Origin of the sequence: Ekhidna algicida (assembly GCF_051379705.1) — a bacterium.
Taxonomy (GTDB): domain Bacteria; phylum Bacteroidota; class Bacteroidia; order Cytophagales; family Cyclobacteriaceae; genus Ekhidna.
Window position 1 is genome coordinate 692780 of the sequence record NZ_CP179868.1, and the last position, 23618, is coordinate 716397.

Below are 23618 nucleotides of genomic sequence, written 5' to 3' on the forward strand. Positions count from 1 at the left end.
ATCTAGCCAATTATCCAAAGTTTCCAAAGTGCACAAATGAACAACATCACAATGGCGAGCGGTGTTAAATATTTCCATGATAAACTCATGAGCTGGTCAACCCTGAGCCGAGGCAGTGTCCACCTGACCCACATTTGAAAGAAAACAAGTATTAATGCTTTGGTCAACAACCAGACCGAACCCCAAATAGGTCCATTACCAACATCACTTATTGGTGAGCTCCATCCTCCAAAGAACATGACGGCTCCAAGGATGGAAAGTAAAAGCATCATTCCATACTCGGAAAGCATAAACATCCCCCATCTGAAGCCAGAATATTCCGTGCTGTAACCCCCAATTAATTCGGATTCGGATTCGGGAAGATCAAATGGTGCCCGATTTGATTCGGCAAGGCTAGCAATGAAAAAAATAAAGAAAGGAATGATGAGTACCGGATGATTAACGATGTTCCATGAAAGTATGCCGTTGAAACTTTGTGCGGCACTCATTTGATTTAAGTCAAGTGTGCCACTGATGATCACAACGCACAGCACACTTAATCCAAGGGGCACTTCATATGAAACAATCTGAGCCACAGATCGCATCGCGCCGTACAAGCTGTACTTGTTGTTGGAAGCCCAACCAGCCATAAGAATGCCCAAAACGTCGAGCGAAACAATTGCTAGCAGAAAGAATACTCCGCTTGAAATACCAGAGCCACCAAACGTAGAGTTGATCGGCAATACAGAATAACCTGTGAACACTGCGGCAAATACAATTAAGGGTGCTATTAGAAAAGGAACAAGGTCAACAGCATTCGCTCGAATATCCTCTTTTTGCAACATTTTTAGCAAGTCTGCTATGGTTTGCAATATCCCTTTAGGTCCAACTTCCATAGGACCTAATCTATTCTGGATAAACGCGGCTGTTTTTCGTTCGCCATATACCGCGAAAACCACAAAAATCAACAGAAAGGTCAGGTAGAAAACGAATGAAATCACACTCGAATTTACGGTTCTTTATTGTTTAAGAAAACGTCGGTAAATCTTTTCTCCTTCTAATTCGAATTGAATAATGTAAAGGCCTGCCTCTAAAGAACTTACATCAAGCAAATCTTCAAGCTTGAATACGCCTATTTCTCTACCAAGCAAATCATTAACAGTCACTCGATCTATTTCTTTTCTTAGATGCGCAGGGAGATTTACATTAATAAAATCCGTTGTTGGATTAGGATATATTTCCAGATTAGCATCCACAGACTCACTTGATAAGACGATAAAAACATCCGATAACGTAGCGCATGCCCCATTCGATACTTCTACTGTATAACTTCCAGCGTTTTCATAATCCAGGGTTGATGAAGTAGCCCCGCTGATTTCAAATCCATCAAGAAACCATTTATAAGTTTGATCTTCCTCCTCGCCTGCTGAGAGCAGTCCATCTACCAACTCAATGGTTGGTTCCGGATAATCATTTTCGAATCCCACGACTACTTCCTGAGTTTCCTCATTTCCAATAAGGTTTCTTACAGTCAACGTATAAGTATCAGGCATCAGGTCTTCAATGATATTTGCATCGGAGAATGTCTCCCCATCAATACTGTATTCAAAAGTACCATCGCCAATAGCATCCGCTAATACCTTCCCGTCTTGCATATCCGGGCATGATGCATCTGTAATTTCTACGTCTGTTATCGAAAAGCTTGGATCAAATACATCTATGCTATAATTATCGAGGTACAGGTTATTGCCATATCCATTGATCGCTTTGAAAGCAAATTCAACCACATCGTCTGATTCATCAATTTCGAAAACTATCGTTGCTGACTCCCATTGACTGCTTGTTGGCGTAAAAACTGATTCCTGATTTGCTACCGTAGCTAGCTCACTGCCTTCTTTTGACCAAGCTGTTTGCCATTGTCCACAAGGGTTTCTGTAGACAACCTCCAGTCCATCATAGTAGCTCTCGCTGTATGGTGCATATGCGTAATCAAAAGTTAGAATAAATAGCTTTTCAATCGATGTATTTAAAGCTGCAACTACTAAATAATCCTCCGCTCCTGAATTGTCATAATTGTAGAAATCCATAAATACTGAGCTAGAACCTTCGCTAGAAGCATCTCCTGTTTTTGTCCAAGTATATCCTTCATCATCGTTATAGATATTCTCAACAAGATCAGCTTCCTCAAAGGAGCCAGATTTAGCGGTAACTTCTGAGGTCACCTCACTCTTCACAGTGATATGATTTTCCAGCAATTTTGTATCCGTACCTCCATCTGCTTCAGTGATAACAAGTGTCACATCATAATTTCCGATGGATGAATAGGTCACTGTCGGATTTTCTTCTGTCGACGATGCGGGCGTTCCTCCCTCAAATGTCCATTCATAGCTTACAGCATTCACCGATTCATTCAGAAAATCGACTGAACCATTTTCACATATTTCCTTAGTGGAAGCATCGAAAATTGCAGCGTAATTTTTATCGTATAAATAGGTTTTATACTCTTCATAAGCTGAAACAATGCGATCTGCCTGGCCTTGGGAAAACTCGTCTCTACATTGCTTTTGCGAATAAGACATTAAGTTTCGGGGATTAGGAATGTAGGTATCGCCATTGGCATCCGTCGCATTTCCTGTGTAAGTACAGTCATTATCTACTAAGCCAGATAAATTCGGATCAGCTTCGGTATCACATAAATCGTCGCCTGCACCTTCACAATTAGCACTTCCTTCTTCTCTCGTTACCAATTCGTCGGTAGTTCCTGTATTTGACTTTCCATGAGTGTGATACAAGGCAAAATAATGACCCAGTTCATGAGGAAAAGTAGATCCATTGGTTGTGCACGAATTTACCATTACAATTCGGTCGATTCCGGTAGCTGGAAATCTAGCATAGCCACATACTGCGGTTGTACCCGAAGTAGCCGAATTGAAGAAATAAACGTTAATGGTATTTTCCACAAAATGCTGACTTGCTAGCTCACCTTCTTGGGAGGAGTTAAAATCGTAATATTCATCACTATCAATGAAATTGATATCACCAAATATGAAGAACTCCATATTGGTCAAAGTGTAAATGTCGTTGACATCTGCTATGGCGTCAGTCAGCTCTTGTTCAGTTAATCCTCCAGTGCCATTAGAAGTTCGAACAATATGAGCTGTGATTGCAATTTTGGTCGTAACAGCCACAGCAATTCTGGATTGTGCGGATTGAGTCACTTCAAATTTATCAAGCGCTTCTATGTCTTTTTGTGTTGGCTCAGTACCACACACCAATTCTTGAGCAAATACTCCAAAATTGACAATGGTAAAAAGCGCTAGTAATTTTATCCTGGTAACCATCCTACATTTATATTTTCTAATCTTAAATAATCAATTGACACAGTTTCAAAGACAACCTTCCTTAAAATAACCGTGGCCTTATAAGGCTCATCTTTTTTTGCTTTTTCTAGCTCTATCGGGCTAATGACCAATTCGACCGTGCCATCAGAAGCTAGTTCTTCCAAGAGCTCTTTAGGTCGCTTATTTGGCATTACATCATTGCAAAGTGTAGTGCTGATTTCACTATCATACTTCTTTCTCGTCACCTTCACTACTTCAGATTTACCAATGCCATAGCTTTGTCTGGGCTCGAGCTCTATTGTAGAAACATCGACTACTACGGATACATATTCTTTGTTATCCTCGGCGAGTTTATAGATTATAAAATTGCCGCACCCTACACTTTCCCCTGAAAACGGATGCATTGTTTTGGTGCTTTTAGAAACGGAACAGCTAGCTATTATGAGAATTAAGAGAAGCTTTGATAGTATATTCATCATGTAAATCTAAGTTAATTCATCCCAAATGGGAATTTGCTCAAGGTGAACTTCGGTTCCAAAAAAAGTCTTCGTGGTGCTTTCAAAGGATTCTGTGAAATCGGAAACGAAAAACTTATCGTTTGAATGTTCAGATTTATTGCAAAGTTGATTGTACTCAAGAAACGATTTCAGGGCTTGAGCAACTGTATTTGCAGAATCGATAATTTCAACTTCCTTATTTAAGGTATCGTAATAATTCTTTATCTCACGATGAATAATGGGATAGTGTGTACACCCAAGGATCAATGCTTTAATTTCAGATAGATTCGAATCATTTAAATACTTCTTAATAATATTTCCACTGATCTCGTCATTGTAAATACCCTCTTCTATCATAGGAACTAAAAGTGGAGTAGCTACTGCTTCAAAGGTTATGTTTTGCTTGAGTTCAGCTATTTTTTTTGCGTATACACCTGTACTCACCGTTTGCTTTGTTCCTATCAATCCTATCTTGTCATCTTTATGGTTTTCCCTGATAAAATCAACTGTAGGATTAATCACATCAAAGACCTTAGCTCTTTTTCCAACATATTCTGTGACCAAATCATAAGCAGCTGAAGAAGCGGAATTACATGCTATCAAAATCACCTTGCATTTATGCTGCAACAACATCTCTGCTATTCTTACTGAATATGCCTGAATGGCTGCCGTTGACTTATCACCGTACGGCAGATGTGCTGTATCCCCAAAATATATGATAGACTCGTTTGGCAATAGTTTCTTTACTGCCCGAGCGACTGTTAAGCCTCCAATTCCGCTATCGAAAATTCCTATTGGTTGACTTGATTTCATCTATACAATTAAAAAATCCCGACGGTTTACGCCGGGACTGCAAGTAAAGAGTTAAAGTTTAAATGTGCTAGTCAAATCTAATCAATTCGTCATTGCCACCAAAAGGTCGCTTTGTGTGATTATATGCACGTCATTGTGATTGTCCCTCACTAAAACTGCTTTGGCCTGTTTGCCTAACATGGATGACATTACATCCAAGGTATCGTGAGGAGAGACAAATTGAAAGGCTCCATCCATAACTTCAGCTACCGCCTTGTCTTTCATCTCAGGATTCTCAATCAAACTTCCTAAAATCTTACTATCGGAAATACTACCAACAAATTGATCTCCATTGGTAACGGGAGCCTGATCTATTCCCTTCTTATTCATCAGCTTTATCGCTTCTCCTACTTTGAGGTTTTGATCAATTGTAACTAATTCTGAACTTCCATTTTTACTCCCTATTATATCTTCTGCGGTTGCGAATTTTCGTTCTTCAAGAAATCCGTGATCTTTCATCCAGTCATCATTATAGACTTTGCCAAGATATCTGGTTCCATGATCAGGAAGAATAATAACCATGACATCATCCTCATTCAGATTTGTCTTGGCGTATTCTAATGCACCGTGTACTGCTGAGCCGCATGACCAGCCCACAAACAAGCCTTCCTCTCTGGCAAGCCTGCGAGTCATTATCGCAGCGTCTTTGTCCGTAACTTTAACGATATGATCCACCATATCAAAGTCTACGTTCTTAGGTAAGATATCTTCCCCAATTCCTTCTGTGAGGTAAGGGTAAATTTCCTTCTCATCAAAGATTCCGGTCTCCTTAAACTTCTTAAATACTGAACCATAGGAATCCAATCCAACGGTGATCACACTGGGGTTTTGCTCCTTTAGATATTTAGAAGTTCCACTTATAGTGCCTCCTGTACCCATACCGGCTGCATAGTGCGTGATCTCACCATTGGTATCATTCCATATCTCCGGACCTGTTGTTTCATAATGAGCCAACGTATTTGACTCATTATCATATTGATTGGGGTAAAAAGAATTGGGAATATCCTCATTCAATTTCTTAGCGACTGAATAATATGATTTTGGATCTTCAGGTGAAACATTGGTCGGACAAACAATTACTTCGGCTCCCATTGCTCTCAGTACATCCATTTTTTCTTTGCTTTGCTTATCAGCCAGGGTAAATATGCATTTGTAACCCTTTGCAATAGCTACCAAAGCCAAGCCCATACCAGTATTCCCGGAAGTACCTTCAATGATAGTCCCGCCAGGTTTCAAAACACCGCTCTGCTCTGCATCCTCTATCATTTTAAGGGCAATGCGATCTTTGATGGAATTGCCAGGATTGAAGTACTCTACTTTCACAAGAATAGTCCCTTTTATTCCTTCATTTACGCTGTTTAACTTAAGTAGTGGCGTGTTGCCGATTCCCTCTGTGAGGTTATTTAAGTAGTTCATTTATGAGGTTATAAGTATTAGCCTGCAAAGGTAGAAAAAAGCAATTCAACAAGCTAAAAGAAAGTTATACCGAGTATAAGCATCTGATAAACGAAATACGTCAGATGTGAAATCCAATAGCAACTCATATACCGTAGATTTGTACAATACTTTATTTAGAAAATGAAATTAATACTCCCTTTTATAATTGCTTGTTTGGCACTCAATTGTGCATTCGCTCAGACAACTACAACTGACGGCTCTTGGCAAGTCAATGGCAACTGGAACGCTGCTTACCCTGGTAATGGTACCGATGGTGATGGTACTTTAAATCTGGATGGTGAAACATTGAATTTTAATAACTATATCACCCTCGGATCTACAGTTAGTGAAGTCAGTATCAATGTTGCGAATAGCAATTTTGCTGGAGAATTTATAGTTAATGATACCCTTGTGATTTTTGGTGACGTAGTTTTCGAAAATAAGTCAATGGAATTAACAGTTACTTCCAATGGCGTTTTAATCATCTTTGGGGATCTTACGATGAATAACAAAATCTCTGTTGACTCGGATGGTGTAATTGTAGCTACAGGAACATTTACAATGTCTGGATCGACTGGAAATAACGACTACAGTGGTGATGGTAATGTATATGCTGGTAGCTACGGAGGTAACGCTGAGTCCGAGATTGATGATAGTGGCGATGGATCTGGAGATTCATCATTTTTGATCGATGACCTCTCAGATGATGGTTTTGGAACCATTGAAGAATTTGTGGGAGGTGGTGGTTCCACGCCACTTCCAGTAGAGTTACTCTATTTTAAATCAACTTCAGACGATGGAGTGAAATTAAACTGGGCAACTGCATCCGAAATCAACAATGATTACTTCGCTATCGAGCGCTCCGAGGACGGATCCTATTTTTACGAAATAGGTCAGGTTGAGGGGAATGGAAATACAAGTGAAATGATTCAATATGAATTCACCGACAAGTTCGCTTTTGCGCCTATCGAATACTATCGCCTTAGACAAGTAGATTTTGATGGCCAATTTGAATATTTCGAGGTGCAAAGAGTCAACACAAAACTTGATAGAACACAAAGTAAATTAACAGCTTATCCAACTTTGGTTCAAGACAAAATCTTAACTCTTTCGTCTACCCAATCATTCATGGTTAAAGAAATAATGTTTTATAATATTTCTGGAGGTGAAACCAAAAACCTTACCCACAATGCTACAAAGGAGAATGCCCTGAGTTATCGTATTAATCTTGCCGAGCTAAAAAGAGGGATGTATTTGATGAAAGCGCAATCAACAGAAGGTATTGAACTCACCTCGCGAATTATTGTGAAATAAAAAAAGGGCGTCTTAAAGACGCCCCTACCACCAAAATTACTCCGCTTTCAGAGTAAAAGTCTTCATTAATCAAAACCTAATATTATTTAATTGAAGACATGCAAATATCAATTTGTAGTATTCACAAACCTATTTTTTGAGGTAGACAAGAGGTCAACTAAGTTATCATTTAGGTTTACTAGAGGTCTACTTAATGAGTATTCCACAGAAAGAAGCCGATAAACGCATGATTTCAGCCGGGCTTTCATTGGATACCTTCAAGGCTAAATCAGTTCTGAACTCTTCATCAACTCTTGAAAACTTAAGCTTTGTATCAGCAAAAGACCAAGCGATTTCAAATCGCTGCCTTGCCTTCTTAGCCTCCGAATCCTTTCCTTGGCCAATTAAGCTGTGATACAGTCCACTTAATGCAAACCCATTCCTAGGGAAGTTTTTCAGATCCTGCTTATATACCTGCTCTGCTTCAGCATACATTCCCTGCTGCATATATAGGTCTCCTAAAACATGTCTCACAGAAAAGAACCAATCAGGAGGTTCATTGTAGCTCATACTATCTTCTATTTCCGCCGCTTCTAGAAGTAAGTTTTGAGCTCTGCTAAAGTCGAATCTTTTTTGAGCGATCTCAGCTTCTAAAACCCTCATTGCAATATCAATCACAGTTTGACCTGAATTGATTCCAAAAATCAAAAACTCGTCAAAGCCAGCACCGTCCTGTATATGATTCAGGTTTTGAAGCTCCTTACTTGCATTGGTTAGTTGATTCAAATTTGCATATGCCATACCTCTGGCATAATGCCATAGTGCAGTTAAGTAAGGATATCTCATATCTGGCGTACTTGTCGCCAATATCTTTTCCCATTGTGCAAACTTCACCATCACATTATACGGAATCGTCATAAAATGCTGGGTTGTTTCAAAGCCTGGCTTGGCTAGCAAAGTCTTATCAATGGTTTGAGTCATCTTATATGAAGCCTCAATCGCCAGTGCACCTCTCCCTTCTAGTGCAGCGCATGCTGCTAAAAAGTGATAATTGTGATAATAGTATAATGGGAATGCACCCTGTGCCTCACATTGAGCTGAGTAAACACTATCTGCCTTTACTGCATCTAGGTTCACAAGAGTACCCAAATGATAATCACCTGTATTGATATAGGTATGAGATGGCATATGAACAAGATGCCCAGCTCCTGGTATTATTAACTTTCTCAACTCTTCCGCTGAATTCATTCCAGCTTCAGGCCAGTTTGCAGCTTCTGTTGCATGAATATTCAAATGATTGGCAAGTGGATGTTTGGGATTGATTTCTAATGCAGTGGCTAAAGCTTTTTTAATCCTAGGTGTCCAATCTTTGGCTGGCCCACCTTTGTAGTCATACAAATCCCACGGGTGCTGTAACAAAAGTGCCTCAGCATAGAAAGTCCAAACATCTGAGTTGTCTGGATATGATTCGCATAATTCCTTCATGGCATTTGCGAATGAATCAAGCTGTGGCTCGTCGATATTGGCTATGTATTTCAATTCTACTGCATCGACCAAGCCTTTTTCAATTTCGGATGCAGAATGCTTCAATGAAGCTGCCTTATTTACCGCCCAACTAATTTCGTCCTTCATAGACAAATCCAGCGGAGCATTATAATTTGGACCTAAAGTGTATGCAAGTCCCCAATAGGCCATAACAAAGTTGCTGTCCAATCGAATGGCTTCACGAAAGGATCTTGCTGCCTCTCCGTGATTAAAGCCATAAGTGAAAATCATTCCCTGGTCAAAAAAGTGTCTGGCATCTTCTGACGTTGTAGTTACTTCCATTCGATAATCGCCAATGGTTTCAAACAAAGGCGCCTGAAATGACCTAGTCGGTTCTTTGCAAGAGCTCAACAATAGAAGCGCTGTTGATACTCCGATAATTACAAGAACACATTTGACCAATGAGTATTTAGTTGATTTCTCCATTTCAATAGATGATTTTTAGTGCATCACAAAAATGTGAAGAGCTAAGCGTACTTATATTAATAGTAGGTGAACGAAAAGTGATGAAAAACACCTAAACGGTAGACAAAAGGTCACCGTTTTCTGGAAAAACTAACTCACAGTGTTTAGAAAGTCGTTGAGCGCCATATCTCCGGGCAAATTCAACTTCTTTTTTAGTCTATATCTGGCAGTCTTCACACTTTCGGTTGAAATTCCCATCATTTCGGAAATCTCTTTGATAGAGAAGTTCATTTTCACCAAAGCACATAATTTCAAATCATTCCCAGTAAGTGAAGCTTCTTTCTCAAGAATTTTATCAAAGAATCCAGTGTGAAGATTTTCAAATCGCATTTTGAAATCTTCCCAGTCTCTGTCGATTTGAAGGTGACGTTTAATTGTTCGTTCCATCCCGATCAGACCTTTTCTAGTGTCATCAGATGTACTTTTTTTCATCGTAGAAACTGAATTCATCAACTCTTCAAAAAGTTGATTCTTCTGAACAAAGTTTACAGTATAGGAGACCAATTCTCTGTTTTTGAATTCTAATTCCTTTCTGGCTTCATCAGCTTCTTTTTTTGCAATTTGTTCCTTACGCTGAGCAGACAATTGCCTATTTCGAATGAATAGAATAGCCGAGATAATAACAGTAGCCATTATGACGAAAAGAACAAGTATTCGTGACCTTTGAATCTCAGATTCTTGTTCCAGAATGACTATTTCATTCTCTTTGGCATCCAGCTGACGTTTTTGCTCAGCGGTAGCCAGTTCGGTTTCTAACCGCGAAATATTATTGAGCGTCTGCTCATTAAAAATGCTATCCTTTTGCTGCACATATTGATCTAGATAAACTATTGCTTTTTCCAAATTGCCTTTTCTCCGTGCTATTCGTTGCAGTCTACTGTAGATTTCTTTCAACCACTTATGTGACTGTACTTTTCTTGCTGCAACTAATGCTTCATCTAAAAAAGTCTCAGCGTCATCAATTCTATTGGTTTGAAGAGCAACATCGGCAAGGCTGATATAATTACGGATAATTCCATCAATGTCCTGAATCTTTTGACTGACTTCCATGGAATGATTCAAGTATAAAATGGCGCTATCATATTCCTGAGTTTCTGTTTTCAGCAACCCATACCTATTCAGAATCTCCGATATTCCATAAAGGAATTCATCACTGCCATGTATGTACTCTGCCCGCCGAAGAAAGTCATAGGCTGCGCTAAAATCCCGCTGACGAATGAAAATAGTAGCTAGTTTCACATAAGTCGTAGCAGATCGATTTGCTGCGCCTACACTTTCAAAAAATTTGAGCGCTTCAAAGTAGTACTCAAGTGCCAGATCATTGTCAGATCTATCAGCATAGATCAACCCTATATTCATCAAGCAATTGGCCTCACCCAAAGTATCACTCAGATTTCGATAAAGAGATAAACCATCTAAAAGGTATTCGAGTCCTCTATCATAGCTGCCACGGGCCCAATGCGCAACGCCGATCACACGATTGGAGAATGCAAGTCCTGAAGAGTCTTTAAGTATTTCGGCCAGCACCTTTGCTTGCTGACCGTAAATGATTGACTGTACCGGATTTATAATCCAATACTCGTATCCAAGGTTGTTTAAAAGTTCAACCTTAACCACATCCTCAGAAGTATGATTAAATAGCTCATACTTTAAGCTATCTATCCTTGAGTTGGCCAGCGCCCAAACAGATAATACAGTTAAAAACAATGAAAGGTGTAATCTCATATAAGGAATTGGTGAAAATCAAAATTCGTAAAAACGGATCAAAAACCTATTGTGTTTTCCTTTTCTAGTATCTTAGACGGGTACAAGAAATTTAGCCATGAAAAAAGTTTTATTAGCCTCTTTAGTTTTATTATCATTCTATTCTATTGCCCAAAACCCATACACTCCGAAGGTTCTTTCGATGCAAGAAAGAGCCGAAGTTATTGATCAATGGCTTAAAGAACGAGTAGAAACTGTACTTCCTACTATTATGCAAAGATTCGATATAGATATGTGGGTGATAATTGCTCGTGAGTATAACGAAGATCCTGTCATTAAAACATTGCTACCAGCGACATGGCAGTCTGCCAGAAGGACAACTATGCTGATCGCATATGATCCGGGTGATGGCAAGCCACTGGAAACGTTTGGCATGTCTCGTTATAATACCGGAGATTTATTTAAAACCATATGGAATAAGGAAGAGCAGCCGGATCAGTGGAAAGCGCTGGCAGAAATGATCGTTGCGAAAAATCCTAAAAAAATCGGTATTAATAAATCAGAAACTTTCGCCCTTGCCGATGGGATTTCATCTACTCACTATGAGCAACTAATGGACGTGCTACCCAAAAATTATCAGTCCCGAGTAGTTGGTGCTGAAAATATTGCGATTGGTTGGTTAGAAACCCGTACCGAGAGCGAAATGATCGTATATCAAAATATCGTAAGAATAGCTCATCAGATCATTAGTGAAGGTTTTTCTGAAAAAGTAATTCAGCCGGGAATTACCACAACGAATGATGTTGTGTGGTGGTATCGAGATCGGATAAGAGAATTAGGTTTTACTGCTTGGTTTCACCCATCGGTTTCTTTGCAACGAAAAGATCCTGAATCCTTTGATCATTTACGGTCATTTTCTGAAAGACCTGAGCAACAAGTGATTTATCCCGGAGACTTGCTGCACGTTGACTTTGGCATTACCTATTTGAGACTGAATACTGACACTCAGCAACATGCTTACGTCTTGAAACCAGAAGAAAGTGAAGCACCTAGTTTTCTCAAAGATGCCTTTAAGAAAGGGAATAGAGTTCAGGACATACTGACTTCAAATTTCAAATCTGGCAGGAGTGGAAATGAAATATTGAAAGCTACCTTAGATCAATGCAAGTCGGAGGGTTTGAAAGGTGTGATCTACACCCACCCAATAGGCTTCCATGGACATGCTGCCGGACCGACTATTGGTCTTTGGGATCAGCAGAGTGGTGTTCCTGGTAAAGGCGACTATCCGCTCTATCCCAACACAGCACATTCGATAGAGCTAAATGCTGGTGTTTATTTGGAGCAATGGGACAAAGAAATCAGAATAATGCTCGAAGAAGATGCATTTTTTGATGGAGAAAACGTGCGATATATCGATGGTCGACAGATAGAGATTATGACGATTCCAAGACCACTAACTCCCAATTCAAAAAACTAAAAGCAAATGAAGTTCTTGCTTGCATCACTTTTCCTTTTAATCATAAATATGCTTTCTGCACAGGAAAATCCACTTTCTGTATTTGATAATTTGGTTGGAAGTACCTGGATCTCAGAAGGCAAGCAGCTAGGTGGTCATGATGGCAAGACGGTGAAAGAAATTTACAGAGGCCTTGACGGTAAAATCATAAAAGTAAAAACCTACACAACTGATCCTAAAACGCTGGAGTTCGGTTTAAGGAATGAAGGCGTCAGAACATTAAATCGTGAAACAGATCAGCTTGAATTTTATGAATTTGACAAAAATGGAGGTATTAGCAAAGGAGTAATCAAAGTCGAAAATCAAAACATCTATTACGAATATGTATATGGGGATTTGACCTTGCGCGATAGTTGGATTTATCAATCCAAAGATGAATATCTCTATCGAGTTTGTTCAGTTTCAGAGGACGGGAAGTGCATTCAAATATATCATGAAGGTAAGTTCGTAAGGCAAAAAAAATAGGCTCCGTAGAGCCCAGATATCTTGATTAAATCACTGTCAGTATTACACCCATCAAGGTGAGTAGAACCACGAAATAAAAAGCATTTATAAACCATAATTTCAATGATGCTCTGGAGAACAAAGCGTTCACGCCCATTGCAGCAGCAATGAAAAATAAGCCAATGTGCAATCCGTAGGCTGCACCTTGTCCTACTGACGGATCTGTATCACCATGACCAAGAAAAAAAGCAAGCTGTAGGGCAATGATAAATTCCAGAACAAAAGCTGTACCGTAAATTTTTACCATGTTGGCATCCTTTAAGTCATCCTCCGTAAAGCCCATCTCTGCCATCCAGGCTTTTCCAAAGATGGGGCCATACCAAAGACCACCGACAATAAATGCTGATACTGTGGCTAGCAAAACGGCCAACCAATTGATTGATGAAAAATCCATAATGTATGTAGTTAAGTTAGTTTCAGTTAATAACAAGATAGAAAAAATGTTCCATTATCTGATTTATCAATTTCACATTAAAAACTGCGAGGTAACGTTGCATTAACATTGTTTTAATGTTGTTAATTTTATCAATTGAAAAAGCACAACTAAGAATCCACCATCACAATTGTGAAAAAGACTTTCTTCAAAGCCAACAACCTAATCCTGATCATCGAAGTGATTTTATTTCTATGTTTCCTTGCATTCATCGTGCTCAACAAGTTTTTTCATTTTGTAGGTTGATTTAGAAAATTTTTGTAGCTCAAATCAAATAGATTTGCTGCATGGCAGAAGCGAAGGATGATTATCTTGATCAACTCAATCCCCCACAGAGAGAAGGCGTAATAAATGTAGAAGGTCCATGCATGATCATTGCAGGAGCCGGGTCAGGAAAAACGCGCGTCCTCACCTATCGGATCGCTCATTTAATAAAAGCACATAACGTAGATCCATTCAATATCATGGCGCTGACTTTTACCAATAAGGCAGCACGTGAAATGCAAAAAAGAATTGAAGAGATGGTAGGTGGTGAAGCTAAAAACTTATGGATGGGCACATTTCACTCAGTCTTCGCCAGGATTCTGAGAGCGGAAGCTGGAAAGATTGGCTATCCAAGTAACTTCACTATTTACGATACAGATGATTCAAAATCACTGATCAAATTAATTGTAAAAGAGTTTAACCTGGACGATAAAGTCTACAAACCCAATATTGTCTACAATCGAATTTCCAGTGCCAAAAACAGGCTTGTATCCTGGGCTGAATATCAAAATAATCCGATCTATCTAGAAGACGATACGCAAAACATGCGGCCTGAAATGGGGCGTATCTATCGTGCATATTCGGAACGATGCTTTGCGGCCGATGCGATGGATTTTGATGACCTTTTATTCAACACCAATATTCTTTTTCAAAATCACGATGATGTCCTTAATAAATATCAGCAACGCTTTCATTATGTGATGATTGATGAGTTTCAGGATACAAATATTTCACAATATCTTATAGCAAAGCGACTCGCAGCTGTTCGTCAAAATATCTGCGTAGTTGGTGATGATGCACAAAGTATCTATGCCTTCCGTGGCGCAGACATCCAGAATATTTTAAACTTTGAGCGTGACTATCCAGATCTAAAAACCATGAGGCTCGAGCAAAATTATCGATCTACTAAAACGATCGTTAATGCTGCGAACTCTGTCATTAATAAAAACACCGCACAATTAAAGAAGAGTGTCTGGACTGCCAATCAGGAGGGAGATTTAATTGAATTAATCAAATCTACTTCTGACAATGAAGAAGGTAAACTTGTAGCTTCAGCGATCTTTGAAACCAAGATGCAGCAGCATGCTTCTGAAAAAGAATTTGCTGTTCTATACCGAACCAATAGTCAGTCAAGGGCGATAGAAGAAGCCCTTAGAAGAAATAACATCAAGTATCGCATCGTTGGTGGCCTTTCATTTTATCAACGGAAAGAAATAAAGGACCTCCTTGCCTATTTTAGATACACGGTGAATCCCAATGACGAGACTGCCATGCGGAGAATCATCAACCTTCCTAAGCGTGGTATTGGCCCGGGCACCATAGATAAAATGGTCGTAGCTTCCAATGAGCAAGGAAAAACGCTTTGGGAAATAATGGAGAAAGCCAGCTCTTACGTTGGTGGTAAGGGAGGCACTCAAGTGGAAAATTTCGCCACTCTGATTAAATCTTTCAGACTCACTAATGAGAAGAAAGATGCGTACGATACCGCGTCTCAAATAGCCAAGACTTCCGGTTTGCTCAAGGAGCTCTATGAGGACAAAACCATAGAAGGTATGAATCGCTATGAGAATACACAAGAGCTTCTCAATGCGATCAAGGAATTTACCGATGATCCTGATAGAGAAGACAAAAGTCTGGGTTCATTCCTTCAGGATGTGGCGCTGTTGACGGATGAAGATCGAAATCAAAAGTCTGATGATGCAGTGACATTGATGACTATTCACATGGCTAAAGGACTGGAGTTTCCCTACGTCTTTATTGTTGGCCTTGAAGAAGAGCTCTTCCCTTCTCAGATGATGCTGAGCAGCAGAGCAGATTTGGAAGAAGAACGAAGGCTTTTTTATGTAGCAATTACCCGGGCGGAGAAGAAGTTATATCTGAGCTACGCGCTCAACAGGTACCGATATGGACGGTTGAAAAACTGCGAGCCAAGTCGGTTTTTGGAAGAAGTAGATCCTCAATTCATCAAAGTAAATCGCAAGTTTTCATCCAGTGATCCGGTATCTCCCGGCATTAATTATGTGACGAAGAATTTTTTCAAAAACATTAAGAAGGAGAATACAACCAAGCGATTTGCTACTAAGGTCAATCATAAACCAAGTGCTGATTTCGAGCCAAGCGATACGACCAACCTGGCAGAAGGCATGAAAGTGGAACACCCTAAGTTTGGCTTTGGAGTAGTGACTACTATCGATGAGCAAGGTGCCAATAAGAAAGCTAAAGTTGATTTTGAAAAAGCAGGTGAGAAAACCCTCCTACTGAGCTTTGCCAAGTTGAGGATTTTATAAATTATTTTTTAGCTGCCTCAGACTCTGTTTGATAAATAGAAAGGTACAGAAACTTAAATTTTGATTATCCATTATCCTCCAGCAAGCTGGAGTAGCTTCTCATATTCACTAATTCGATCCACGTCCATTAAGCGCTTCGATATGCTTAATAAATCCTGGATAATTTCTTTTGAAAAAGGATCCTCATACCTCGCTTGTTCATAATGAATCAGCGCTGTTTCGTAATAATTTTTAGCTTTTTGAAGCTCACCAACGTTTGATGATTCCTCAAAAATCAAATCACCAGCCTGCTTATTGGTTTGGCCTAAATACAATACGGGTTTTGCAGATACTTCAAGTTCTTGTGCCATCGTTAAGTAGGCAATTCTTTGGTCAAGGAATTGAAGTTTAGCATTTAAATCCTTTTCTTTTTTTTCAAATTTGAGATAGGAATCTGCTTCCTTGATAATAAGAGGATACAATCGCTCATAGGCCTCCTCGATTTGCGGTGTCCACTCAGGATTTTTTGAAATGACTGTAGACAAATCCTCAAAACTCAGTCTGATCGGATCTTCTTCGGCAAAATCACCAGCAGATTTTTCTGCTCTCATCAGCCAAATCATTCCTCTGTAATAATACATTTTAGCCTTAGAAGACTCAGTGATCATGCTCTCGATTTCCTCAGCTTCTTTAAAATCAATCAAAGCTTCCTCATACTCCCCTACGGCAAAGTGGCGAATGCCTAAATCGACATAACTTTGAGCATAAGACACAGTAAAACCTAAAAGAAAAAATACAACAAAAAGTTGCTTCATAGAATCAATAAATAGTGATGTAATCTTATTATACTACAAAGCAACATAGAGTAACCGAAAAAGTCCCATTTATTATAAATGTCTAAGAATGATCCAATCATACTACCCGAAAAGTACTATTTAGATTACTTCAATTACCTTTTGGAGTTTGTGGAGCGTCAGTATGATCACATCCTAGACCAACCTGAGCATTTGTTTTATCAATCATTTCGGAATTTATCTGAGCCGGCACAATGCTTATATCTTCGGTTTTCTAATCGTAGAGGAGATTTCTTCAGGATCAATAAGATTTCGTATAGCGAAATACCTGATGTACATGAGGCAAAAGAAGAATTGATTCATCAAGGTTTTATTCATGTAAATGAAAGTGAAGATCCAAGTCAGTTTCGCTTATTTACCAAATCAGAGCTTATTGCATTTTATGACTTTCTTCATCCTTCTCAAAAAAAGGAAGATCTGCTGGCTGAGCTTACGGATACAGATATCGCTATTGTGCATGAACAAGAGGAGATTGCTCAAGTCTTGAAAAACGAAGAAGTTGAGTTTCTAAAACTTTTGTTCTTTGGTCATAGAGGCGGTCGTATGACCGATTTTGTGATACGAGATGTTGGCAATATTAAAATCGAGAAACTGGACGAGACAAATTTTAGTCCATGGTTTCAATCACGAGAAGAAGCCCTCTCGGTAATGCATATTTCCCAGTTGAGGCGTATGATTTATGAAATCCAGGAAGCAGACTTACCACTCGAAGACTACCTAGAAGAAATGCCATGGGAGACATGGCTTTCCTATCCTCGCTCAGCAAAATCTGCTGAGAAGTTACTCTTGAAAATAGCCTACTATTTTGAACAGACGCAATTGCCCAATCAGGCTCTGCACTATTATTCCTACACGGATAGACATCCTGCAAGGGAACGAAAAGTACGCTTGCTGGAGAAGCTGGATCGGAAAGAAGAAGCAATGAAGCTTGCCAGACAAATGCTCGAGGAAGCCAGCAACGCTTCTGAATTCACTTTTGCAACTGATTTTCTAAATCGCAAAGGTGTTCGTATTGATCGAAGTATGACTCAACGACTCAAAAGCGCTCCATCTGTAACAATATCAACACCTGAAGGACGAGTGGAAGATGCGGTACTTGATCACTTCAAAAAGGAAGGTTGGGATGGAATTCATGCGGAAAACTTCTTGTGGAGAGGACTCTTCGGACTCGTTTTTTGGCACGTCATTTTCGATACGAATCATGGTTCTTTTCATCATCCATTGCAGCGTCAGCCTTCGGATTTAAATGATTCGATTTTTTTTGAATCACGTCAATCTTTACTTGAAGATCAGCTCAAGAGGTTGAGAACTAAGAAACAACTCACAGATTTTATTGCTACAATCCATGATGAAAAATATGGTGTGGCCAATCGATTTGTCACCTGGCATGAAGCCCTCCTTCCTGCCTTAGTAGTGATGATCCAAAAACTTCCATTGAAAGGATTGAAAACTGTCCTTATTGAGATGTCTAAAAATATGAAAGAGAATAGTGCGGGCTTCCCTGATCTTTTCATCTGGTCTGAGGCTAGTTATCATTTTTATGAAGTAAAGTCTCCAAATGATCACTTGTCGGCTCAGCAGCTTTTTTGGCTCAATTTTCTTGCTTCTGCTAAAATCAATGCTGAAGTACTCCGCATCAACTATTCGGATTAACTAACTTCAAAAAAACTAAAACAACTACTGTGCATAGCCTTTGGGAAAAACAATCCTTTCTTTCGCCGGACATACTTGTAATTGGTGCCGGAATTACCGGCCTGTCAGCTGCCGCTACCTTGAAGGAACAATCACCAGATCTTAAGGTGACTGTGTTGGAGCGTGGGGTTTTGCCTTCCGGGGCAAGTACCAAGAATGCAGGATTTGCTTGTTTTGGCTCTGTTTCTGAGTTGATCAATGATGTGGCTACTCTTGGTGAGGATGGAATGATCAAGTTGGTGGAGAAAAGGTGGGACGGATTGCAAAAGACTTGCCAGCGTTTGGGCAGACAAGTAATAGATATTCATGTAAAAAGCGGCTATGAGCTTATTTTTGATAATGAAGATGTTGAGAAACAAATCAACCAAATCAATGGCCTTCTCGAGCCTTTCTTTCAAACAGAAGTCTTCAAGCTTTCAAACTCAAAGATTAAAAACTTCGGATTTGGAAATACACACCAACTGATTGAAAACCACCTGGAAGGTCAGCTGGACACAGGTAAACTCATTTCCTCGCTATGGAAATACTGTGCAGAAATCGGTGTGCAAGTGCATACGGGTTGCGAGGTGTTGAACATTCAGGAAGAAGAAAACGGGGTTGTGGCTTTCTGCAATGGTGTTGAGTTCAAAGCAAAAAAAGTTGCTGTCTGTACCAATGCATTTACCAAGTCTCTTATCCCAGGCAAACTTGATCTGGCACCGGGAAGAGGTGTAGTCATGAGTATCAAACCAGCTAACGCACTCAAATTCGAAGGGACCTTTCACTATGATGAAGGCTACTATTACTTTAGAGACTACTACGGAAAACTGCTATTTGGCGGTGGTAGAAATCTAGCTCCAGACGATGAGACCACTACTGAGTTTGGCGTGAACACTAGCATAAAAGAGAAGCTAATCTCGGATTTGAATACCATCATACTTCCTAACCAAGAACATCAGATCGAAATGGAGTGGTCCGGCATCATGGCATTTGGACAGACTAAGGCGCCTATCGTTGAAAAAGTTTCTGATAAAGTAGCCTTGGGTGTCCGTCTGGGTGGAATGGGTGTTGCAATCGGGAGCCTTGTAGGTGAAGAAGTGGCCGAAATGTTGCAAAATTAGAAATCCCTAATCTCCGAATATCGGGGCATTATCTACACATATTATTGGTTGGACGAACAAAATTGGAAGTCATTTTCGTAATGGCTTACTTCATCTTGAAATTAAACCACCACCAATCATGGCTTTACTAACATTAACCAAAGAACAGAAGACTTTCATCAACTTAAGTTTTGTGATATGCATGACGGGATTAGCCTTATCATTACTAGTAGTTAAAATCCTCGTAGGCTAATTTCAAAAAGTTTTACTACCGTCAAACATTCTGCTTTCAGAAACGGCTACTCTTTCGAGTAGCCTTTTTTTATTCCATTAGTTACATATCTCCTGCTAACTTTGTCACATGGATTTATTCACCAATTTCATTGATAAGATTGAAGCAAACTATCTGATACAAGCTGCACTGAGTGTCGTTATCATCATTTTGTTTATTGCCGCTCGCTGGGTGATCAAAAAGAGTATCAACCGACTTGGCAACCAATTTTCCTATGATCCTAACCGAACGGCTGCCACAAAGCGGATACTTATCTTCTCTTTGTATGTTTTTGTATTCCTCCTATTAGTCATTATTTGGGGAGGAGATCTGAAGAATATCTGGGTCTCGCTTGGCAGTATTCTAGGTGTGATAGCCATCGGATTCTTTGCCATTTGGAGTATTCTGAGCAACATTGTTGCCGGCATTATCATCTACACTATCAATCCCTTTAAGATCACGGACACCCTGGTGCTGGTAGAAAAAGAGGTGACCGGAAAAGTGATCGACATTGGTCTTATTTATACCAAACTACAAGATAAGGACGGCATCATAACCGTCCCTAATAATTTGTTTTTCCAACAAGTTGTGAAAGTTAAAAGCAAGAAATAATCACTCGGTCCTGAGTGACTCTACCGGATTTACCTTTGCCGCTCTTATTGTTTGATAAACAATGACAATAGCAGCCACAACAACCGATAATAATGCGCTAACAATAAACAATCCTGCCCCTATTTCGGTACGATAAGCAAAATTATCCAACCATTGATTCATTAAGAGAATTGTAAGCGGAATTGATAAAACAATAGCTATCAAAATCTGGATTGAAAATCCTTTCGCAAGTAATTGGAATATCGCTAATGGTGTTGCACCCATGACTTTTCTTATTCCTATCTCTTTTACCTTGCTATTGACAACAAGTAGCGAAAGTCCTAACAGTCCTAATGAAGCAATGAGAATGGATAATACTGTAGCGACTGAGATGAGTTTGTTCATGCGAGCTTCACTCTCATACTGAGATTTGATTCGCTCATCTACAAACTCATAGTTCCAACTCACATTTGGAAATGAAGCTTCCCATTCTTTTTGCAAAATATCTGTAGCATCCAATAAGTTGGCTCCATTAAACCTGAATACCAGTTTTGGAACAAATGAATCATTGATGTCCAGATCAGAAATACCCATCAGGATCGGCACTGGATTTTGAACGATGACTAATGGCTCGATAGAGTTGTGAAGTGAAGAAAAATGAAATTCTTCTGTTACTCCAAGAATTTGATGATCACCGAAATCATCATTTGGCAATTGTGCACCGACAGGATTCTCAAATTCCAAAAGCTCAACAGCGGCTGGATTCAACAATACCCCTTGACGTTCATCCAATGTATTACCAACTTCAAACAACCTACCCTCTTTCGCCTGTACATCAAAAAGCTCGAGGTACTCAGCATCTGCTACCAACAAGCGGAAACGCTTGAAATTTCCTTCTTTATCATTGAAGCCATAATGCGCCCACCCATTGTTCCCAAACACATGACTACCCATTCCAATCTGCGTGATCTCAGGGTAATTTTTCAATTTCGCTTTTAATATCTCGCCATTCTCCATCGCTGTACTCGTGAGCTCTGCAATACGCTGAGCTTCCGGACTGGCATGAAGTCTCGCTGAAATAACAGCATCATATTTTATTCCTAAATCTTTATTCTGCAGATAGCTAACCTGCTGCCTAATCAGCAGAGAGGTACTAATCAAGAAAACGGTAATGATAAACTGAAATACAATCATTCCTTTTCGTGCCTTCACCTTATCAGTAGACTGGCTTCCGCTGTGCAAAACAGATATAGCTTTAAACCTGGATTGTACCAAAGCAGGATAGACACTAGAAGCAAGTCCTATTACAATAGCAATGGACAAATAAACCAATACATGCCACCACTCAAACTCCAATACCAGATCTGTACCAGTCAAAAGATTAAAGGTAGGAACGAGTAAGAACGCCAAAATCACACCTATCGCCATTGCGAACAATGTAAGGAGAACTCCCTCCATTAAATACTGAACTGTAAGGGAACTCCCAAAGGCACCAAGCACCTTGCGAACACCTACTTCCTTTGATCGCTTCAATGATTGTCCAATGGAAAGCGTGGCATAGTTGATACAAGCGATAATAATCACAAGCAATCCAATTGCACCAAGAATAGCAACATACTGTGGGTTGCCGACTGGTGCATACCCTAATGGAATATCGGGGTTCAGGTGAATGTCTGTCAAAGGCTGGAACTCAATGTTGTACTGCCCTCGTTGGATCGGCTCACCTCCCATATCCATTTCAGCCAGCTGTCCCATAAGTACGTCTTGAACCTTGTCGTAAAGACTAGCAGGATCCACACCTTCTTCCAACTCAATGTACGTTTCAGGAATGATATTAAACCAGGCAGTATATGCTCTGTCACTGAACAGATCCCGTCCCATATCAATCGACATTGCCAGATCAAAATTTATGCTGGACTCCTTTGGGATGTTGTTAAACACGCCCTCAATCACAAAATCTCTTATCTCGTCATTGATTTGAATGGCCAGGACTTTACCTACCACATCAATATCTCCAAAATACTTCTGTGCGTAATCCATTGATATCAGCAAACCGCTCTTAGAAGTAAAAGGCTTATCCTTATTTCCCATAAGCAGCTCAAAATCAAACATTTGAAAGAAGTCATGACTAATCAATGCAACAGGCTCATTGATTCGTTTTTCACCTCTTCCTACGAGATGTGTTCTTCGTATGTATTGTACGCCTCGTTCCACCTCGGGAAAGCTTTCTTCAAGCATCGATTCAAATCTTAAGGGAGTAGTGGAGTTATAAAATGTACGTCCGTCCCCATAATCTTCATCGAGTATCAAACGGTAAATGCGATCCTTCTTTGTGTGGAACTGATCATAGCTTATTTCCTGTTTGACATAAAGCCCTAATAAAAGAAAGCAGGTGATTCCAACGGTTAAGCCTAGTAGGTTAATCCCGGTATTGAATTTATCACGCAGCAGTACTCTCCATGCTATTTTGAAATTGTTTTTAGTTATCATAAGTCCTGAGTTTTTGATTTTTTGATTCTTTTTTAAAGTAGACCAGCGAAACGAACGAAAAACAAGCCACCAATAAAGCAGCCTCGCATTCTTTCCCTTTTCTGTCCGTCCCTCGTAGATTTCATAGAGGTCGCCTTGCAAATCCTCTAGTAATAAAGGGTCGCAAAACCATTCCAGAAATCGGTCCGCTAGTTTGGGTGGATGATTCATCTGGCAATAGAAAATGTCAGTTTTGGTAGCTTCTGATAAAGTGAATAACGCAGCTCCATTGATTGATCCAATATGCTTCTACCAGCTTTTGTGAGTGTAAAGAATCGCTTCCGCCTTCCTCCTCTCTCATTGGATGCACCACCCATTTCTGAGGTCACATATCCTTTCTTCTCCAACCTTCTCAACACCGAATGGATAGCAGTTACATCCATATTACGTTTTGTGTTGCTTTTAATTTCTTCCAGAATAATCACAGCATACGCCTCATTTACCAATGAGCCTACAGTAAGCAATACCAGTTCTTCAAGTTCACCTAAATGTTCTCCTTTCATAG

Annotated in this window: 18 protein-coding genes; 7 read left to right on the forward strand and 11 right to left on the reverse strand. The window is 39.7% G+C overall.

From position 1 onward, the window contains the following. Nucleotides 1–2: 2 nt before the first annotated feature. The 5 genes from nuoH to ACL8WY_RS02900 form a co-directional block, all read right to left on the reverse strand. Nucleotides 3–980, reverse strand: a complete 978-nt coding sequence (nuoH, locus tag ACL8WY_RS02880; RefSeq protein ID WP_436516850.1) for an NADH-quinone oxidoreductase subunit NuoH — start codon at nucleotides 978–980, stop codon at nucleotides 3–5. A gap of 18 nt (nucleotides 981–998) precedes the next feature. Next, nucleotides 999–3320: a PKD domain-containing protein gene (locus ACL8WY_RS02885; protein WP_436516851.1), complete on the reverse strand. Its 2322-nt coding sequence runs from the start codon at nucleotides 3318–3320 to the stop codon at nucleotides 999–1001. Further along, a complete protein-coding gene (locus tag ACL8WY_RS02890) occupies nucleotides 3305–3799 on the reverse strand; it encodes a hypothetical protein (protein WP_436516852.1) in 495 nt (164 codons plus the stop codon). Before ACL8WY_RS02890 ends, ACL8WY_RS02885 begins: the two co-directional genes overlap by 16 nt. A gap of 6 nt (nucleotides 3800–3805) precedes the next feature. Continuing rightward, on the reverse strand, nucleotides 3806–4630 hold the full coding sequence (gene murI, locus ACL8WY_RS02895; RefSeq protein ID WP_436516854.1) for a glutamate racemase: 825 nt from the start codon (nucleotides 4628–4630) through the stop codon (nucleotides 3806–3808). A gap of 81 nt (nucleotides 4631–4711) precedes the next feature. Beyond that, the gene (locus tag ACL8WY_RS02900) at nucleotides 4712–6085 is read right to left on the reverse strand and encodes a cystathionine beta-synthase (RefSeq protein WP_436516855.1); all 1374 of its coding nucleotides are present in this window, start codon (nucleotides 6083–6085) and stop codon (nucleotides 4712–4714) included. 162 nt (nucleotides 6086–6247) lie between these two features. Here ACL8WY_RS02900 and ACL8WY_RS02905 point away from each other — a divergent pair, with 162 nt between their 5' ends. Beyond that, nucleotides 6248–7420, forward strand: coding sequence for a hypothetical protein (locus tag ACL8WY_RS02905; RefSeq protein WP_436516857.1), 1173 nt, complete (start codon nucleotides 6248–6250; stop codon nucleotides 7418–7420). Nucleotides 7421–7606: 186 nt separating this feature from the next. Here the strand turns inward: ACL8WY_RS02905 and ACL8WY_RS02910 are convergent, their stop codons facing one another. Further along, nucleotides 7607–9370, reverse strand: a complete 1764-nt coding sequence (locus tag ACL8WY_RS02910) for a tetratricopeptide repeat protein (protein ID WP_436516858.1) — start codon at nucleotides 9368–9370, stop codon at nucleotides 7607–7609. 129 nt (nucleotides 9371–9499) lie between these two features. Continuing rightward, complete coding sequence (locus ACL8WY_RS02915; protein WP_436516859.1) at nucleotides 9500–11134, reverse strand: tetratricopeptide repeat protein; 1635 nt, start codon at nucleotides 11132–11134, stop codon at nucleotides 9500–9502. A 97-nt stretch (nucleotides 11135–11231) separates the two neighbouring features. Here ACL8WY_RS02915 and ACL8WY_RS02920 point away from each other — a divergent pair, with 97 nt between their 5' ends. Together ACL8WY_RS02920 and ACL8WY_RS02925 are read left to right on the forward strand one after the other, a co-directional pair. Then, nucleotides 11232–12590 carry a M24 family metallopeptidase gene (locus ACL8WY_RS02920; protein ID WP_436516860.1) on the forward strand — a complete coding sequence of 453 codons (1359 nt, stop codon included), beginning with the start codon at nucleotides 11232–11234 and terminating at the stop codon, nucleotides 12588–12590. Nucleotides 12591–12596: 6 nt separating this feature from the next. Beyond that, a complete protein-coding gene (locus tag ACL8WY_RS02925; RefSeq protein ID WP_436516862.1) occupies nucleotides 12597–13094 on the forward strand; it encodes a hypothetical protein in 498 nt (165 codons plus the stop codon). 25 nt (nucleotides 13095–13119) lie between these two features. On the opposite strand, the gene ACL8WY_RS02930 is transcribed toward ACL8WY_RS02925, so the two are convergent. After that, entirely contained in the window at nucleotides 13120–13527 is a 408-nt protein-coding gene (locus tag ACL8WY_RS02930) for a DUF1761 domain-containing protein (protein ID WP_436516863.1), read from the reverse strand. Nucleotides 13528–13853: 326 nt separating this feature from the next. Here ACL8WY_RS02930 and ACL8WY_RS02935 point away from each other — a divergent pair, with 326 nt between their 5' ends. Continuing rightward, nucleotides 13854–16118, forward strand: a complete 2265-nt coding sequence (locus ACL8WY_RS02935) for an ATP-dependent helicase (RefSeq protein WP_436516864.1) — start codon at nucleotides 13854–13856, stop codon at nucleotides 16116–16118. 71 nt (nucleotides 16119–16189) lie between these two features. On the opposite strand, the gene ACL8WY_RS02940 is transcribed toward ACL8WY_RS02935, so the two are convergent. Continuing rightward, complete coding sequence (locus ACL8WY_RS02940) at nucleotides 16190–16912, reverse strand: hypothetical protein (RefSeq protein WP_436516866.1); 723 nt, start codon at nucleotides 16910–16912, stop codon at nucleotides 16190–16192. Nucleotides 16913–16990: 78 nt separating this feature from the next. On the opposite strand from ACL8WY_RS02940, the gene ACL8WY_RS02945 reads away from it, so the two are divergent. The 3 genes from ACL8WY_RS02945 to ACL8WY_RS02955 all read left to right on the forward strand — a co-directional run bounded on the left by ACL8WY_RS02945 (nucleotide 16991) and on the right by ACL8WY_RS02955 (nucleotide 20605). After that, on the forward strand, nucleotides 16991–18604 hold the full coding sequence (locus ACL8WY_RS02945) for a VRR-NUC domain-containing protein (RefSeq protein ID WP_436516868.1): 1614 nt from the start codon (nucleotides 16991–16993) through the stop codon (nucleotides 18602–18604). A 29-nt stretch (nucleotides 18605–18633) separates the two neighbouring features. Then, nucleotides 18634–19743: an NAD(P)/FAD-dependent oxidoreductase gene (locus ACL8WY_RS02950; RefSeq protein WP_436516870.1), complete on the forward strand. Its 1110-nt coding sequence runs from the start codon at nucleotides 18634–18636 to the stop codon at nucleotides 19741–19743. A 340-nt stretch (nucleotides 19744–20083) separates the two neighbouring features. Further along, on the forward strand, nucleotides 20084–20605 hold the full coding sequence (locus ACL8WY_RS02955) for a mechanosensitive ion channel family protein (RefSeq protein ID WP_436516871.1): 522 nt from the start codon (nucleotides 20084–20086) through the stop codon (nucleotides 20603–20605). On the opposite strand, the gene ACL8WY_RS02960 is transcribed toward ACL8WY_RS02955, so the two are convergent. Beyond that, nucleotides 20606–23284: an ABC transporter permease gene (locus ACL8WY_RS02960; protein WP_436516872.1), complete on the reverse strand. Its 2679-nt coding sequence runs from the start codon at nucleotides 23282–23284 to the stop codon at nucleotides 20606–20608. Further along, nucleotides 23281–23616, reverse strand: coding sequence for a PadR family transcriptional regulator (locus tag ACL8WY_RS02965; RefSeq protein WP_436516873.1), 336 nt, complete (start codon nucleotides 23614–23616; stop codon nucleotides 23281–23283). Before ACL8WY_RS02965 ends, ACL8WY_RS02960 begins: the two co-directional genes overlap by 4 nt. Nucleotides 23617–23618 lie beyond the last annotated feature (2 nt).

What these genes read in the sequence shown, in the direction of transcription:
- ACL8WY_RS02935 (WP_436516864.1), top strand. Translation starts at nt 13,854, where the DNA reads ATGGCAGAAGCGAAGGATGATTATCTTGATCAACTCAATCCCCCACAG.
- ACL8WY_RS02915 (WP_436516859.1), bottom strand. Translation starts at nt 11,134, where the DNA reads ATGAGATTACACCTTTCATTGTTTTTAACTGTATTATCTGTTTGGGCG.
- ACL8WY_RS02890 (WP_436516852.1), bottom strand. Translation starts at nt 3,799, where the DNA reads ATGATGAATATACTATCAAAGCTTCTCTTAATTCTCATAATAGCTAGC.
- ACL8WY_RS02960 (WP_436516872.1), bottom strand. Translation starts at nt 23,284, where the DNA reads ATGAATCATCCACCCAAACTAGCGGACCGATTTCTGGAATGGTTTTGC.
- ACL8WY_RS02920 (WP_436516860.1), top strand. Translation starts at nt 11,232, where the DNA reads ATGAAAAAAGTTTTATTAGCCTCTTTAGTTTTATTATCATTCTATTCT.
- ACL8WY_RS02955 (WP_436516871.1), top strand. Translation starts at nt 20,084, where the DNA reads ATGGATTTATTCACCAATTTCATTGATAAGATTGAAGCAAACTATCTG.
- ACL8WY_RS02965 (WP_436516873.1), bottom strand. Translation starts at nt 23,616, where the DNA reads ATGAAAGGAGAACATTTAGGTGAACTTGAAGAACTGGTATTGCTTACT.
- ACL8WY_RS02945 (WP_436516868.1), top strand. Translation starts at nt 16,991, where the DNA reads ATGTCTAAGAATGATCCAATCATACTACCCGAAAAGTACTATTTAGAT.
- ACL8WY_RS02900 (WP_436516855.1), bottom strand. Translation starts at nt 6,085, where the DNA reads ATGAACTACTTAAATAACCTCACAGAGGGAATCGGCAACACGCCACTA.
- ACL8WY_RS02885 (WP_436516851.1), bottom strand. Translation starts at nt 3,320, where the DNA reads ATGGTTACCAGGATAAAATTACTAGCGCTTTTTACCATTGTCAATTTT.
- ACL8WY_RS02905 (WP_436516857.1), top strand. Translation starts at nt 6,248, where the DNA reads ATGAAATTAATACTCCCTTTTATAATTGCTTGTTTGGCACTCAATTGT.
- ACL8WY_RS02940 (WP_436516866.1), bottom strand. Translation starts at nt 16,912, where the DNA reads ATGAAGCAACTTTTTGTTGTATTTTTTCTTTTAGGTTTTACTGTGTCT.
- ACL8WY_RS02930 (WP_436516863.1), bottom strand. Translation starts at nt 13,527, where the DNA reads ATGGATTTTTCATCAATCAATTGGTTGGCCGTTTTGCTAGCCACAGTA.
- murI (WP_436516854.1), bottom strand. Translation starts at nt 4,630, where the DNA reads ATGAAATCAAGTCAACCAATAGGAATTTTCGATAGCGGAATTGGAGGC.
- ACL8WY_RS02925 (WP_436516862.1), top strand. Translation starts at nt 12,597, where the DNA reads ATGAAGTTCTTGCTTGCATCACTTTTCCTTTTAATCATAAATATGCTT.
- ACL8WY_RS02910 (WP_436516858.1), bottom strand. Translation starts at nt 9,370, where the DNA reads ATGGAGAAATCAACTAAATACTCATTGGTCAAATGTGTTCTTGTAATT.